Source organism: Pseudomonas capeferrum (assembly GCF_000731675.1).
Taxonomy (GTDB): Bacteria; Pseudomonadota; Gammaproteobacteria; order Pseudomonadales; family Pseudomonadaceae; genus Aquipseudomonas; species Aquipseudomonas capeferrum.
Genome location: NZ_JMIT01000002.1, coordinates 857,377 through 871,433, shown reverse-complemented (window position 1 = coordinate 871,433; position 14,057 = coordinate 857,377). Strand labels below are relative to the sequence as shown.

12 protein-coding genes are annotated in these 14,057 nt (G+C 63.4%); 11 read left to right on the top strand and 1 reads right to left on the bottom strand.

Annotated elements, in window-relative coordinates; all coding sequences use genetic code 11:
• Nucleotides 1-25 precede the first annotated feature (25 nt).
• The 11 genes from ndk (at nucleotide 26) to PC358_RS16420 (ending at nucleotide 11,315) form a co-directional block, all read left to right on the top strand.
• Nucleotides 26-451 carry a nucleoside-diphosphate kinase gene (ndk, locus tag PC358_RS16470; RefSeq protein ID WP_033701183.1) on the top strand — a complete coding sequence of 142 codons (426 nt, stop codon included), beginning with the start codon at nucleotides 26-28 and terminating at the stop codon, nucleotides 449-451.
• Nucleotides 452-479: 28 nt separating this feature from the next.
• Nucleotides 480-1,625: a dual-specificity RNA methyltransferase RlmN gene (rlmN, locus tag PC358_RS16465; protein WP_033701180.1), complete on the top strand. Its 1,146-nt coding sequence runs from the start codon at nucleotides 480-482 to the stop codon at nucleotides 1,623-1,625.
• Nucleotides 1,626-1,639: 14 nt separating this feature from the next.
• Complete coding sequence (gene pilW, locus PC358_RS16460; protein ID WP_033701179.1) at nucleotides 1,640-2,401, top strand: type IV pilus biogenesis/stability protein PilW; 762 nt, start codon at nucleotides 1,640-1,642, stop codon at nucleotides 2,399-2,401.
• Nucleotides 2,398-3,435 carry a RodZ domain-containing protein gene (locus tag PC358_RS16455; protein ID WP_033701178.1) on the top strand — a complete coding sequence of 346 codons (1,038 nt, stop codon included), beginning with the start codon at nucleotides 2,398-2,400 and terminating at the stop codon, nucleotides 3,433-3,435. The genes pilW and PC358_RS16455 overlap by 4 nt, the downstream gene beginning before the upstream one ends.
• Nucleotides 3,436-3,438: 3 nt before the next feature.
• Nucleotides 3,439-4,548, top strand: coding sequence for a flavodoxin-dependent (E)-4-hydroxy-3-methylbut-2-enyl-diphosphate synthase (gene ispG, locus PC358_RS16450; RefSeq protein ID WP_033701177.1), 1,110 nt, complete (start codon nucleotides 3,439-3,441; stop codon nucleotides 4,546-4,548).
• Between the two features lie 25 nt (nucleotides 4,549-4,573).
• Nucleotides 4,574-5,863: a histidine--tRNA ligase gene (hisS, locus tag PC358_RS16445; protein ID WP_033701176.1), complete on the top strand. Its 1,290-nt coding sequence runs from the start codon at nucleotides 4,574-4,576 to the stop codon at nucleotides 5,861-5,863.
• A 39-nt stretch (nucleotides 5,864-5,902) separates the two neighbouring features.
• Nucleotides 5,903-6,544, top strand: a complete 642-nt coding sequence (locus tag PC358_RS16440) for a tetratricopeptide repeat protein (protein WP_033701175.1) — start codon at nucleotides 5,903-5,905, stop codon at nucleotides 6,542-6,544.
• Between the two features lies 1 nt (nucleotide 6,545).
• Nucleotides 6,546-7,688 carry an outer membrane protein assembly factor BamB gene (bamB, locus tag PC358_RS16435; protein WP_033701523.1) on the top strand — a complete coding sequence of 381 codons (1,143 nt, stop codon included), beginning with the start codon at nucleotides 6,546-6,548 and terminating at the stop codon, nucleotides 7,686-7,688.
• 117 nt (nucleotides 7,689-7,805) lie between these two features.
• Nucleotides 7,806-9,269: a ribosome biogenesis GTPase Der gene (gene der, locus PC358_RS16430; protein WP_033701174.1), complete on the top strand. Its 1,464-nt coding sequence runs from the start codon at nucleotides 7,806-7,808 to the stop codon at nucleotides 9,267-9,269.
• A 118-nt stretch (nucleotides 9,270-9,387) separates the two neighbouring features.
• Entirely contained in the window at nucleotides 9,388-10,536 is a 1,149-nt protein-coding gene (locus PC358_RS16425) for a pyridoxal phosphate-dependent aminotransferase (RefSeq protein WP_033701171.1), read from the top strand.
• Nucleotides 10,524-11,315, top strand: a complete 792-nt coding sequence (locus PC358_RS16420; RefSeq protein WP_033701169.1) for an amidohydrolase — start codon at nucleotides 10,524-10,526, stop codon at nucleotides 11,313-11,315. The genes PC358_RS16425 and PC358_RS16420 overlap by 13 nt, the downstream gene beginning before the upstream one ends.
• A gap of 165 nt (nucleotides 11,316-11,480) precedes the next feature.
• Here PC358_RS16420 and PC358_RS16415 read toward each other — a convergent pair whose 3' ends face one another.
• Nucleotides 11,481-14,036 carry a PepSY domain-containing protein gene (locus PC358_RS16415; RefSeq protein ID WP_033701522.1) on the bottom strand — a complete coding sequence of 852 codons (2,556 nt, stop codon included), beginning with the start codon at nucleotides 14,034-14,036 and terminating at the stop codon, nucleotides 11,481-11,483.
• Nucleotides 14,037-14,057 lie beyond the last annotated feature (21 nt).

Genomic DNA, 14,057 nt, shown 5'->3' with positions numbered 1-14,057 from the left:
AACACTCATATTTCTGGAGTTTTCCATGGCTGTTCAACGTACTTTCTCGATCATCAAGCCTGACGCAGTTGCCAAAAACGTCATCGGCAAGATCACCACTCGCTTCGAAGACGCCGGCCTGAAAATCGTTGCCTCGAAAATCAAGCAACTGTCCAAAGCCGAAGCCGAAGGCTTCTACGCTGAGCACAGCGAGCGCGGCTTCTTCGGCGACCTGGTTGCCTTCATGACTTCCGGTCCGGTTGTCGTTCAGGTTCTGGAAGGCGAAAACGCAATCGCTCTGAACCGTGAGCTGATGGGCGCTACCAACCCTAAAGAAGCTGCTGCCGGCACCATCCGTGCTGACTTCGCCGAGTCGATCGACGCCAACGCCGTTCACGGTTCGGACTCCGAAGCTGCTGCTGCTCGCGAAATCGCTTACTTCTTCGCTGCTACCGAGGTAACCACTCGCTAAGCGAAAGCTTACGGGTGAGGGTGAATCCATGACGACATCTACTGGCAAAATCAACCTGTTGGGCCTGACCCAGCCGGAAATGGAACAATTCTTCGACTCTATCGGGGAGAAGCGCTTCCGTGCCGGCCAGGTGATGAAATGGATTCACCATTTTGGCGTCGATGATTTCGCCGCCATGACGAACGTCGGCAAGGCCTTGCGCGAAAAGCTCGAGGCTGTTGCCGAAATTCGCCCACCGGAAGTGGTCAGTGAAGACATTTCCGCCGACGGCACCCGTAAATGGGTGATCCGCGTTGCCTCCGGCAGCTGCGTCGAGACCGTCTACATTCCCACCGACGACCGCGGCACTTTGTGCGTCTCGTCGCAAGCCGGCTGCGCCCTGGATTGCAGTTTCTGCTCCACCGGCAAGCAAGGCTTCAACAGCAACCTCACCGCCGCCGAAGTGATCGGCCAGGTGTGGCTTGCCAACAAATCTTTCGGGACCGTCCCGGCCAAAGTCGACCGCGCGATTACCAACGTGGTCATGATGGGCATGGGCGAGCCTCTGCTGAACTTCGACAATGTCATCGCCGCCATGAAGATCATGATGGATGATCTGGGCTATGGCATTTCCAAACGTCGCGTCACCTTGTCCACCTCGGGCGTGGTGCCGATGATCGACGAGCTGGCCAAGCACATCGACGTGTCGCTGGCCCTGTCGCTGCACGCGCCGAACGACGCGCTGCGCAACCAGTTGGTGCCGATCAACAAGAAGTACCCGTTGAAGGTGCTGCTGGAGTCGTGCATGGGCTACATGGCCACCCTGGGTGGCAAGCGCGTGCTGACGGTTGAGTACACCCTGCTCAAGGACGTCAACGACCAGCCCGAGCACGCCGCACAGATGATCGAGCTGCTGCGTGACGTGCCGTGCAAGATCAACCTGATCCCGTTCAACCCGTTCCCGCATTCCGGTTACGAGCGTCCTAGCAACAATGCTATCCGCCGCTTCCAGGACCTGCTGCACCACGGCGGCTTCAACGTCACCACCCGTACCACCCGTGGCGAGGACATCGACGCCGCTTGTGGTCAGCTGGTCGGCCAGGTCAACGACCGCACCCGCCGCAGTGAGCGCTACATCGCCGTGCGCCAGTTGTCTGCCGACGCCGAGCTGCCAGACAGCGCCGCGCGCCACTGACCGAGAACCTAGCCATGAGCCTGCGCGCCGCGCTGTCGATCCTTGCGCTTTTGCTGCTGGCCGGCTGCGTGTCGGGCGGCGCGGGCGATCCGCTGGCCAGTCGGCAGGGGCGGGAAGAGGCGGGCAGGGCTTATGTGCAGCTTGGGCTTGGGTATTTGCAACAAGGCCTGACCGAGCAGGCCAAGGCGCCGCTTGGCAAAGCCCTCGCCCTCGACGCCAGCGATGCCGGCGCACACGCCGCCCTGGCGCTGGTGTTTCAGGCGCAGGGTGAGCCGGGGTTGGCCGAGAAACACTTTCAAAAAGCCCTGCAGGCACGCCCTGGCGATACGCGAATTCGCAACAATTACGGCAGTTTCCTTTATGCTCAGGGGCGATTTGCCGAGGCCAAGCAGATGTTTCGCCTGGCCAGCGCCGATACCCTGTATCCTGAACGCTCCCGCGTGTACGAGAACCTTGGCCTGACTGCCCTGAAGCTCGAACGTCGTGACCAGGCCCACACATATCTGTTCAAAGCGTTGCAACTCAACCCGCAGCAACCGAGAGCGTTGCTGGAAATGGCTGAGTTGTCCTACGAAAACAGGCATTATGTGCCGGCCCTGGACTACTACGATCGTTTCAGCCGGTTGAGCGACCATGACGCCCGTAGCCTTCTGCTGGGCAGCCGCCTTGCCCGGGTATTCGACGAGCAGGGCACACTGGCCGACCTGGGCCAGCAATTACAACGACTTTATCCCGGTACGCCGGAATATCAGCAATACCTGTCGGAGCAACGATGAACGCCGCGCATCCCGAAGTAGCAGTAGCGCCTGGCCAGAACCCCGGTGAGCTTTTGCGCCAGGCCCGTGAGAAGCGGGACTGGTCACAAGCCGAGGTGGCCCGCAAGCTCAACCTCACTGTCAGTTCGTTGAACCACGTGGAAACCGGCGCCTTCGACAAGCTGCCCGGGCACACCTTCGCCCGTGGCTATATCCGCGCCTATGCCAAACTGATGGACCTGGACCAGGCCGCGTTGGTCGAGGCCTTCGACCAGTACACCGGTACCCACGCCAAGGGCAGTGAAGTGCATTCGCTGGGCCGCATCGAAGAACCGGTGCGCCTGTCGCACAACATACTGCGCGGTGTCAGCCTGTTGCTGCTGGTGGCAGTGGTCGGTGGTGGTTTCGTTTGGTGGCAGGACCAGGGCAGCTTGCGGGGCAAGGACCTGGCCAAGATCGCCCTCGAGCACGTCGAGGTCGAGAGCGCCGACGGCACCACGCAGATCCACCCGCTGGACGAGCCTGAAGACCAGGCCGTGACGGCAGGCCAGCAACCCGAAAGCGCACCGTTGCCGCTGGAGCAGGCCGCTGGCGAACAGCCGCTTGCCGCCGCCGAGCAAGTGCCGGCCAGCCCTGCGCAAACCCCAGCTGCAAACGCAACGCCAGCCCCGGCCGCGCAGGCACAAGTGCCCGCCGCAGCCACTGCGCCAACGCCAGCACCTGCTGCAGTAGCACCTGCTGCCACGGCACCTGCCGCTGCTGCCCCTGTGGTCGCCGCCGCCGAGCCGGCCGCACCGGTCGCAGTACCTGCCGGTAGCGCCAAGGTCGCCATCCAGTTCACTGCCGATTGCTGGACCCAGGTCTCCGACGGCAACGGCAAGGTGCTGTTCAGCGCCGTCAAGCGCAAGGGCGACAACCTCGAGCTGACCGGCAAGCCGCCGTTCGCGGTACGCCTGGGCTTTGCCCGTGGCGCCCAGGTCAGCTACAACGGCCAGGCCGTCGATGTTGCTCCGTTCACCAGTGGCGAGACTGCTCGCCTGAAGTTGGGACAGTAAGTCATGCACGGCGAATCTCCGATCAAACGTCGCGAATCCCGCAAAATCTGGGTCGGCAATGTGCCGGTGGGTGGTGATGCGCCCATCGCGGTGCAAAGCATGACCAACACCGACACCAACGATGTCGACGCCACTGTCGGCCAGATCCAGCGTCTGGTCGATGCCGGTGTCGACATCGTGCGCGTCTCGGTACCGGACATGGACGCCGCCGAAGCGTTTGGCCGCATCAAGCAACGGGTGAGTGTGCCGCTGGTCGCCGACATTCATTTCGACTACAAGATCGCGCTGCGCGTGGCCGAGCTGGGTGTCGACTGCCTGCGTATCAACCCGGGCAACATCGGCCGTGAAGACCGTGTACGCGCGGTGGTCGATGCCGCCCGTGACCGCGGTATCCCGATCCGTATCGGCGTCAACGCAGGCTCCCTGGAAAAGGACCTGCAGAAGAAGTACGGCGAACCGACCCCAGCGGCGCTGGTCGAGTCGGCGCTGCGCCATGTCGAGCACCTGGACCGCCTGGATTTCCAGGACTTCAAGGTCAGCGTCAAGGCCTCCGACGTGTTCATGGCCGTCGAAGCCTATCGCCTGCTGGCCAAGCAGATCATCCAGCCCCTGCACCTGGGCATCACCGAAGCCGGTGGCCTGCGTTCGGGGACGGTGAAATCCGCCGTCGGCCTCGGTATGCTGCTGGCCGAGGGCATCGGCGATACCATTCGTATCTCCCTGGCCGCTGACCCGGTCGAAGAAGTGAAGGTCGGCTACGACATCCTCAAGTCGCTGCACCTGCGTTCGCGTGGCATCAACTTCATCGCCTGCCCGAGCTGCTCGCGGCAGAACTTCGATGTGGTCAAGACCATGAACGAGCTGGAAGGGCGCCTGGAAGACCTGCTGGTACCGCTGGACGTGGCGGTGATCGGTTGTGTGGTCAACGGCCCCGGCGAAGCCAAGGAAGCCCATGTAGGGCTGACCGGCGGTACGCCGAACCTGATCTACATCGACGGCAAACCGGCGCAGAAGCTAACCAATGACAACCTGGTCGATGAGCTCGAGAAGCTCATCCGCCAGAAAGCGGCCGAGAAGGCCGAGGCCGACGCGGCGCTGATCGCCCGTGGCTGACACACAGCATTCGTAAGGACTTTTCGTGAGCAAATCGCTGCAAGCCATCCGTGGCATGAACGACATCCTGCCAGAACAGTCGCCACTGTGGCGCTACTTTGAAGGCACCGTGGCCAGTCTGCTGGATACCTACGGGTACAGCCAGATCCGCACGCCGATCGTCGAGTTCACCGAGCTGTTCAAACGCTCCATCGGTGAAGTGACCGACATCGTCGAAAAAGAGATGTACACCTTCGAGGACCGCAACGGCGATTCGCTCACCCTGCGTCCTGAAGGTACCGCCGCCTGCGTGCGTGCCGTGCTGGAGCATGGCATCACCGGCAACGGCCAGGTGCAGAAACTGTGGTACATCGGCCAGATGTTCCGCCACGAGCGCCCGCAGAAAGGCCGTTACCGCCAGTTCCACCAGATCGGCGTGGAAGTGTTCAACCTCGATGGCCCGGACATCGACGCCGAGCTGATCATGCTGACTTGGCGCCTGTGGGGCCTGCTGGGCATCCAGGACGCGGTCAAGCTCGAGCTCAACAGCCTGGGTACCAGTGAAGCCCGTGCGCGCTACCGTGATGCGCTGGTCGAGTTCCTGTCGGCACGCCTTGAGCAGCTGGACGAAGACAGCCAGCGTCGCCTCAAGAGCAACCCGCTGCGCATCCTCGACAGCAAGGACCAGAACACCCAGGCGGTGCTGGTCGGTGCACCGAAGCTCGAAGATTACCTGGACGAAGCGTCCCGCGTGCACTTCGAGGGCCTCAAGGCCCGTCTGGATGCGGCCGGCATCCCGTTCGTGATCAACACCAAGCTGGTGCGTGGCCTGGACTACTACAGCAAGACCGTGTTCGAGTGGGTGACCGACAAGCTCGGCGCCCAGGGCACCGTCTGTGCCGGTGGCCGCTACGACGGCCTGGTCGAGCAGATGGGCGGCAAGCCGACCACTGGTGTAGGTTTCGCCATGGGTATCGAGCGCCTGATCCTGCTGCTGGAGACCCTGGGCAAGGTGCCCGAGTCGATCAGCCGTCAGGTCGATGTCTACCTCTGCGCCTTCGGTGAACAGGCAGAGCTGGCTGGCCTGCGCCTGTCCGAAAGCCTGCGTGATCGCCTGCCGGGCCTGCGCCTGGTGGTCAACGCTGGTGGCGGCAGCTTCAAGAGCCAATTCAAGAAAGCCGACAAGAGCGGCGCGCTGTTGGCCCTGATTCTTGGCGACGACGAGTTGGCCAAGCAGGAAATCGGCGTGAAGCCCCTGCGTGGCCAGGGCGAACAACAGAACATTGCCTGGGATGCTCTGGCTGAGCACCTGGAAACCGCAATCGCTCAGGCGTAACGCGGTTCAACAAGCGAATAGGCGAAAAGGAGTATTGGGGTGTCGAGTACAGATGATGATGACCTGGCAGGGGTCAAGGACTGGTGGAACCGCAACGGCAAGCCACTGCTGACCGGTGCCCTGCTGGCCGGCGTGGTGGTGTTGGGCTGGAATACCTGGCACAAGTACCAGAACAACCAGTCGCAAGGTGCCTCGCAGCTGTACCAGGCATTGCTTGAGACCAGCCTGACGCCAAGCGGCCAGCCAGACGCGACCAAGGTCGCGGAACTGGCCGGCAAGCTCAAGAGCGAATTCGGCGGTACCGCCTACGCCCAGTATGGCAGCCTGTTCGTGGCCAAGGTCGCGGTCGAGAGCGGCAAGCTCGACGACGCCGCCGCCGAGCTCAAGGGTGTGCTGGACAAGCCTGCCGATACCACGCTGGGCGAAATTTCGCGCCAGCGCCTGGCCCGTGTACTGGCTGCCCAGGACAAGGCCGACGAGGCCCTCAAGCTGCTCGACGGCGACGCCGACAAGGCGTTCCTGGCCAGCCGCGAAGAATTGAAGGGTGACCTGCTGGTACAGCTTGGTCGCGCCGACGATGCCCACAGCGCTTATGAAAAAGCCAAGGCCGCGCTGTCCGATGAAGCGGCGGTCGGTGGCCTGCAATTGAAGCTGGATGACCTGGCCAAAGGGGACGCCTGACGTGATCGGTTGGAAACAAGCAGCAGTGCTGACCCTGGCCGTTCTGGCCGCGGGTTGCAGCAGCAACAGCAAGAAGGAACTGCCCCCGGCCGAGCTGACCAAGTTCACCGAGGAAGTGGTACTGAAGAAGCAGTGGAGCCGTTCGATCGGTGACGGCCAGGGCGAGACGTACAACACCCTGGTACCGGCCATCGAAAACGACCGTATCTACGCCTCCGACGTCAACGGCGAAGTCTTCGCCCTCGACCGTATCACCGGCGACGTGGCCTGGAAAAAAGACCTCGACCTGCAGGTGTCGGGCGCTGTCGGTGTGGGTTACGGGCTGGTCATGCTCGGTACCCTCAAAGGCGAAGTCATCGCGCTGGACTCCAGCACCGGTGAAGAGCGCTGGCGCTCACGCGTGACCAGTGAAGTGCTGGCACCACCAGCCAACAATGGTGACGTGGTGGTGGTGCAGACCCAGGACGACCGCCTGATCGGCCTCGATGCCGCGACCGGCGACCGCCGCTGGATCTATGAAAGCACCCCGGCCGTGCTGACCCTGCGGGGCACCGGCGCGCCGATCGTGACCAACCGCATGGCGGTTGCCGGCCTGTCCACCGGCAAAGTGATCGCGGTGGATATCAGCAACGGCGTGCCGGTGTGGGAGAGCCGCGTGGCCATCCCGCAGGGGCGTTCCGAGCTGGACCGCGTAGTGGATATCGACGGCGGCTTGCTGCTGTCCGGTGGTACCCTGTACGTCAGCACCTACCAGGGCCGCGTAGCGGGCCTGGACCTGGAAAGCGGCCGTGTGCTGTGGCAGCGTGATGCTTCCAGCTACGTGGGTGTCGCCCAGGGTTACGGTAACGTCTATGTCAGCGAAGCCTCGGGTACCGTTGAAAGTGTCGACGAGCGCTCTTCCAGCGCCCTGTGGACCAACGATTCCATGGCTCGCCGTCAGCTGTCGGCACCGGAAGTGTTCTCCAGCTACGTGGCTGTAGGTGACTTCGAGGGTTACCTGCACCTGCTCAGCCAGGTCGATGGCCGCTTCGTCGGCCGCGAGCGAATCGACAGTGATGGCCTGCGCGCCCGGCCCTTGGTGGTCGGCGACACCATCTACGTCTTCGGCAACAGCGGCAAGCTCGAGGCACTGACCGTCCGCTGAAGCTAAGCTCAAGTCCGCCAACGGGCTTGAGCCGCGGTGTAGGAAACGCCGCACAAACTCCGGCCGCTGCCTTGCAGCGGCCTTTGCATTTTCAAGAATTCAAGAGTGGAGAGCCGCATGGTTCCCGTAATCGCCCTGGTGGGACGGCCGAACGTCGGCAAATCCACCATGTTCAACCGCCTGACCAAAACCCGCGATGCCATCGTCGGTGACCTGTCGGGTCTGACTCGTGACCGCCAGTATGGTGATGCCTCCTGGCAGGGTCGTTCCTTCATCCTGATCGACACCGGTGGTATCACCGGTGACGAAGTGGGCATGGACGAGAAGATGGCCGAGCAGTCGCTCATGGCCATCGAAGAAGCCGACTATGTGCTGTTCCTGGTCGATGCCCGTGCGGGCATGACCGCAGCAGACCTGATGATCGCCGAGCACCTGCGCAAGCGGAACAAGTCGGCGATTCTGGTCGCCAACAAGATCGACAACATCGACCCTGACGTCGCCCGCGCCGAGTTCTCGCCGATGGGCATGGGCAACGCCATCCCGGTGGCGGGCTCCCAGGGCCGTGGTATCAGCGCCCTGATGGAAGCCGTGCTCGGCCACCTGCCACGCGATGCCGAAGACGAAGCGCTGGACCAGGACGTCGCCGAAGGCGAGGAAGCCGTGCGCATCCCTGGCCCGAGCGAAAAGGATGGCATCAAGATCGCCATCATCGGCCGCCCGAACGTCGGCAAGTCGACCCTGGTCAACCGCATGCTCGGCGAAGAGCGCGTGGTGGTCTACGACGAGCCGGGTACTACCCGTGACAGTATCTACATCCCGTTCGAGCGTGATGGCGACAAGTACACCTTCATCGACACCGCCGGGGTGCGCAAGCGCGGCAAGATCCACGAGGAAGTCGAGAAGTTCTCCGTGGTCAAGACGCTGCAGGCGATCAAGGACGCCAACGTCGTGATCTTCGTCATGGATGCCCGCGAAGGGGTGGTCGACCATGACCTGAACCTGCTGGGCTTCGCCCTCGAAGCCGGCCGCGCCATCGTCATCGCCCTGAACAAGTGGGATGGCATGGAGCCGGGTGAGCGCGCCTACGTGAAGACCGAGTTGGAGCGCCGGCTATTCTTCGTCGACTTCGCCGACATCCACTTCATTTCCGCGCTGCACGGCACGGGCGTGGGCAACCTGTACAAGTCGGTACAGGCCGCGTTCATGTCGGCGGTAACCCGCTGGCCGACCAGCCGCCTGACGCAGATCCTCGAAGACGCCGTGAGCGAGCACCAGCCGCCGCTGGTCAATGGCCGCCGCATCAAGCTGCGCTATGCGCACTTGGGGGGTGCCAACCCGCCGCTGATCGTGATCCACGGCAACCAGACCGACAGCATTCCCAAATCGTACTCGCGTTACCTGGAAAACACCTATCGCCGCGTGCTCAAGCTGGTCGGTACGCCGATCCGTATCGAGTACAAGGGTGGTGAAAACCCGTACGAGGGCAAGAAAAACACCCTCACCGATCGCCAGGTCAACAAGAAGCGCCGCTTGATGTCGCACCACAAGAAGGCCGAGAAGAAGCGCCGCGACAAGCGCTAACTAGCGGCAAGCTACAAGCTCAAAGCTGCAAGAAAAAGCAGGCGTTGATGCATGCCGCTTTTTCTTGTGGCTTGAAGCTTGTAGCTTATAGCTCTCAGTCCCCAGGAAAGAGGGCTCCATGATCCGCAGCAAACTGCCGAATGTCGGCACGACCATCTTCACTACCATGTCCCAGCTCGCCGTGCAGACCGGTGCGCTCAACCTCTCCCAAGGTTTCCCTGACTTCAATGGCCCGCAGGCCCTGCTCGATGCAGTGGGCCGGCATGTGGCCGCCGGGCATAATCAGTACGCGCCGATGACCGGCCTGCCGGCCCTGCGCCAGCAGGTTGCGGCCAAGGTCGAGCGCCTGTATGGGGCCAAGGTCGATGCCGATCAGGAAGTGACCATCACCCCCGGTGCCACCGAGGCGATCTTCTGCGCCATTCAGGCGGTGATCCACAGCGGTGACGAGGTGATCGTCTTCGACCCTTGTTACGACAGCTATGAGCCTTCCGTAGAGCTGGCCGGCGGACGTTGCGTGCATGTACAACTCAGTGACGGCGACTTTCGCATCGACTGGCAGAAGTTCAGCGATGCCCTGAGCCCGCGCACACGCATGGTCATCCTCAATTCGCCGCACAACCCCAGCGGCGCGTTGATCACCCGAGAAGACCTGGACCAGTTGGCGCGGCTGATTGCCGAGCGCGATATCTACCTGGTCAGTGATGAAGTCTACGAACACCTGGTCTACGACGGTGTAGGCCACGCCAGCGTACTGGCCCATGCCGAGCTGTATAGCCGTGCCTTCGTGGTCAGTTCGTTTGGCAAGACCTACCATGTGACGGGGTGGAAGACCGGCTACGTGATTGCGCCAGCGGCCCTGAGTGCAGAGCTGCGCAAGGTGCACCAGTACGTCAACTTCTGCGGGGTGACGCCTTTGCAGTGCGCGCTGGCGGACTTCATGGCCGAGCACCCCGAGCACCTCGACCAACTGCCCGGCTTCTACCAGGCCAAGCGCGACCTGTTCTGCGACTTGCTGGCGGGTTCGCGCTTCAGTTTCCGCCGCGCGGCCGGCACCTACTTCCAACTGGTGGACTATTCGCAGATCCGCCCGGACCTGAACGACGTCGACATGGCGCTGTGGCTGACCCGTGAGCATGGCGTGGCGACCATTCCGGTGTCGGTGTTCTACCAGCAACCTATCCCCGAGCAACGCCTGGTGCGCCTGTGCTTTGCCAAACGTGAGGAGACGCTGCGTCAAGCAGCGGAAAAACTATGCGCGATCTGAGTGCACTGCCCAACCTGAAAATCGCTCTGGTGCAAACCACCTTGGCCTGGCATGACCGCGAGGCCAACTATGCGCATTTCGAGGTATTGCTCGACCAGGCGGGTGACGTCGACCTGGTGATCCTGCCCGAGATGTTCACCACTGGGTTTTCCATGGAGTCGCAACGCCTGGCCGAGCCTGAGAACGGCCCGACCTACAAATGGCTCAAGGCCCAGGCCAAGCGGATCGACGCAGTGGTCACCGGCAGCGTGATCATCCAGGCCGCCGATGGCAGCCACCGCAACCGCTTGCTTTGGGCACGGCCGGATGGCGAGATCCTGCACTATGACAAGCGCCACCTGTTCCGCATGGCCGGTGAGCATAAGCACTACACCCCGGGCGAGCGCCAGGTGCAGTTCGAGATCAAGGGCTGGCGGGTGCGCCCGTTGATCTGCTACGACCTGCGTTTCCCGGTGTGGAGCCGCGATGCCCAGGACACCGACCTGTTGCTGTATACCGCCAACTGGCCGGCCGCGCGCCGCCAGCACTGGAACCGCCTGCTGCCGGCCCGCGGCATCGAGAACCTGTGTTATGTGGCGGCGGTGAACCGCGTGGGCACCGATGGCAAGGGCTTTGCTTATTCGGGTGACAGCCAGGTGCTGGACTTCCAGGGCGAGAGCCTGCTCAGCGCGGGCGAGGCGGACGGGGTGTTCACGGTGGTGTTGCGGGCGGCGGAGCTGGCGGCTTACCGCAGCAAGTTCCCGGCTAACCTGGATGCTGATACTTTCGAGCTTCACTGAGTCAGCACCGGCCCTTGTGTAGGAGCGGCCTTGCGTCGCGAACGGGCCGCGAAGCGGCCCCAGGTTATTGGCGGCAGCGCTGAAATCGATGGGGCCGCTTCGCGGCCCGTTCGCGACGCAAGGCCGCTCCTACACAAAGGCGGGCTGTATCAGTTGTGGCAGTGATCAGTACACATCCCGCCGATAGCGCCCCTCTTCGATCAATTGCTCGACCAACGCTTCTCCGAGAATGCCCTTCAGCGCGGCATCAACACCGGCAGCCATCCCTTGCAGGCTGCCACAGACATACACACAGGCGCCGTCCGCGACCCAGCGCTTGACCGCTTCGGCCTGCTGCAGCAACACATCCTGCACATACACCTTCTCTGCCTGATCCCGCGAGAACGCGAGGTCCAGGCGCGCCAGGTCACCGCTGCCCAGCCAGCCTTGCAGCTCATCACCGCACAGCAGGTCGTGGGCCCGGTTACGCTCACCGAACAACAGCCAGTTGCGCTGCTCGCCCGCGTTGATGCGTGCCTTGATCAGGCTGCGCAAACCCGCCAGCCCGGTACCGTTGCCGATCAGAATCATGGGTGCCGGCGACGCGGGCAGGTGGAAGCCACTGTTGCGGCGCAGGCGCAAGCCCAGCGCGCCCTCTACCGGCAGGTACTCGGTCAGCCAACCGGAACCCAGGCCGAGGGTGCCATCGGGGTGACGTTCCTGGCGCACGATCAACTCCAGCACACCGTCACTGGCGATCGAGGCGATGGAGTATTCACGCGTGCCGATCGGTACCAGCGCATCGACCAGCGCCTGGGCGTGCAGCCCCACCAGGTGATCGCGCCGGCTCGGCAGCTGGCGGCTGGCCAGCGCCTGACCCAAGGTTTCGCTCAGGCCGTCGAGCTGCACGGACGTGTCGGCATTCAGCCCCAGGCCATGGAGGAAGGCATCGACCCGCGGCTGACCATTGCGCGGCAAGATTTCCACCAGGTCACCAGCCTGCCAGCTGGCGGGCGCTTCGGCACGCAGGCCGATCAGGTAAACCGGCTGGCCTTGGCTGCCCGGGTTCATCAGCGCGCGTTGCACCAGGGTCCAGTTGCCGAAGCTTGCTGGCTGCCAGGCCGTTACCGGCTGAGCGCCGGTCAGTTGCGCCAGTGCCTGCTGCCATTGCTGCAGGGCCGCCGGGTCGGCGCTGTCTACCTCCACCGGGCTGAACGCAGTGCTGGCGCCGCGCTCAGCCAACCAGGCCTGCAGGCGCCGGGCGAAACCGCAGAAGTGCGGATACTGACGGTCGCCCAAGGCGAGCACTGCGTAGTTGAGGTTGTTCAGCGCCCACGGCTGGCCAAGCACCTTGCGCTCGAACGCGCGGGCGCTGTCAGGGGCTTCGCCATCGCCAAACGTACTGACCACGAACAGTGCACGGCGGGCTTGGCGCAAGTCATCCTCGCCCAGTTCGGCCAAGGCGCGGACGTGCACCGGGAGGCCTGCAGCCTGCAACTGCCCGGCACTCTGCCAGGCCAGCTGTTCGGCAAAGCCGCTTTGGCTGGCGAAGCTGACCAGCCAGCTGTCGCTGCCGGCGTTGACGCTGTCGACGTTGCCGCGGGCGGCGCGCACCTGGCGCTTCTTGCGGCGGCGGTCGAGGTACAGCAGCCAACCCGTCACGAAGAACAGCGGCATGGTCAGGCTGGCGACGGTGACGATGATGCGCCCCGGCAGGCCGAAGTACTCGCCCACGTGCAGGGCGTAAACGCTCTGCAGCAACTGCGCCTTGAAGGATTTGTCGGCGTAGCGGTCGTGGTTTTTCACCTGGCCGGTGGCCGGGTCCAGCATCAGGGTGTCGAAGGCGCGGGGGTGCGCAGCGTTGTCCAGCAGGAAGAACAAGTTGGCCGGTTGCCCACCTGCCGGTGGCAGGCGCAGGTTGTAGGCGGCCAGGCCGGGGCCTGCAGCAGCCTTGAGGCTGGCCCAGATGGCGTCGTAGTCGACCACCAGCGGCGGTGCGTTTTTATCGACCTTCTGTGGCCCGTGGCGGCCACGGCCTTCGCCGCGCTTTTGCTGCTGGCCTGCTGCCGGCGCGTCGGCCAGCAGGGTGTTCAGGCCTTGGCGATACCATTCGTAAGACCAGAACAGGCCGGTGAGGGCGAACAACAGATAGAACAGCAGGCACCAGGTACCTGCCACGGCGTGCAGGTCCCAGTTGAAGGCGCGGCCTTTCTTGGCCCAGTCGAAGGTCAGCCAGACCCGCCAATTGAGTGCCTTGCGCGGCCAGCGCAGGTACAGGCCGGAGAGGCAGAAGAAGATCAGTATCAGGGTGCAGGCGCCGGTGATCTGCCGACCACTGTCGCCCATGGCCAGGAAACGGTGCAGGTTGAGCATCAGGTTGAAGAAATCCTGCCCGGCCACTTCGCCCTTGAGCTCGCCGGTGTACGGGTCGGCATAGCGCAGCTCGCCGCGGCGCTGGCCCGGCGGTGGGGTGAAGAAGATTCGCGCTGCGTTGCCCTGATGAAGGTCGACCCACAGCATCGACACCTTCTCGCCTTGCGCAGCCTCGACCCGCTGCACCAGTTCGGCGGGCGGCAGCACGCCCTCGGGGCGCACTTCTACCTTCAGCACATCGGCATTGAACGCACGCAGCAGTTCTTCCTGAAACGACCAGATCGCCCCGGTAATGCCCATCAAGGCCAGCACCAGGCCAGCGGTGATGCCAAAGAACCAGTGCAATTGGAACAGCGTCTTCTTCACCACATCGATCACCTTGTCGTGCTG

Bases quoted from the DNA above. Each gene is read 5' to 3' on its own strand.
- ndk (WP_033701183.1), top strand. From the start codon at position 26: ATGGCTGTTCAACGTACTTTCTCGATCATCAAGCCTGACGCAGTTGCC.
- rlmN (WP_033701180.1), top strand. From the start codon at position 480: ATGACGACATCTACTGGCAAAATCAACCTGTTGGGCCTGACCCAGCCG.
- pilW (WP_033701179.1), top strand. From the start codon at position 1,640: ATGAGCCTGCGCGCCGCGCTGTCGATCCTTGCGCTTTTGCTGCTGGCC.
- PC358_RS16455 (WP_033701178.1), top strand. From the start codon at position 2,398: ATGAACGCCGCGCATCCCGAAGTAGCAGTAGCGCCTGGCCAGAACCCC.
- ispG (WP_033701177.1), top strand. From the start codon at position 3,439: ATGCACGGCGAATCTCCGATCAAACGTCGCGAATCCCGCAAAATCTGG.
- der (WP_033701174.1), top strand. From the start codon at position 7,806: ATGGTTCCCGTAATCGCCCTGGTGGGACGGCCGAACGTCGGCAAATCC.
- PC358_RS16425 (WP_033701171.1), top strand. From the start codon at position 9,388: ATGATCCGCAGCAAACTGCCGAATGTCGGCACGACCATCTTCACTACC.
- PC358_RS16420 (WP_033701169.1), top strand. From the start codon at position 10,524: ATGCGCGATCTGAGTGCACTGCCCAACCTGAAAATCGCTCTGGTGCAA.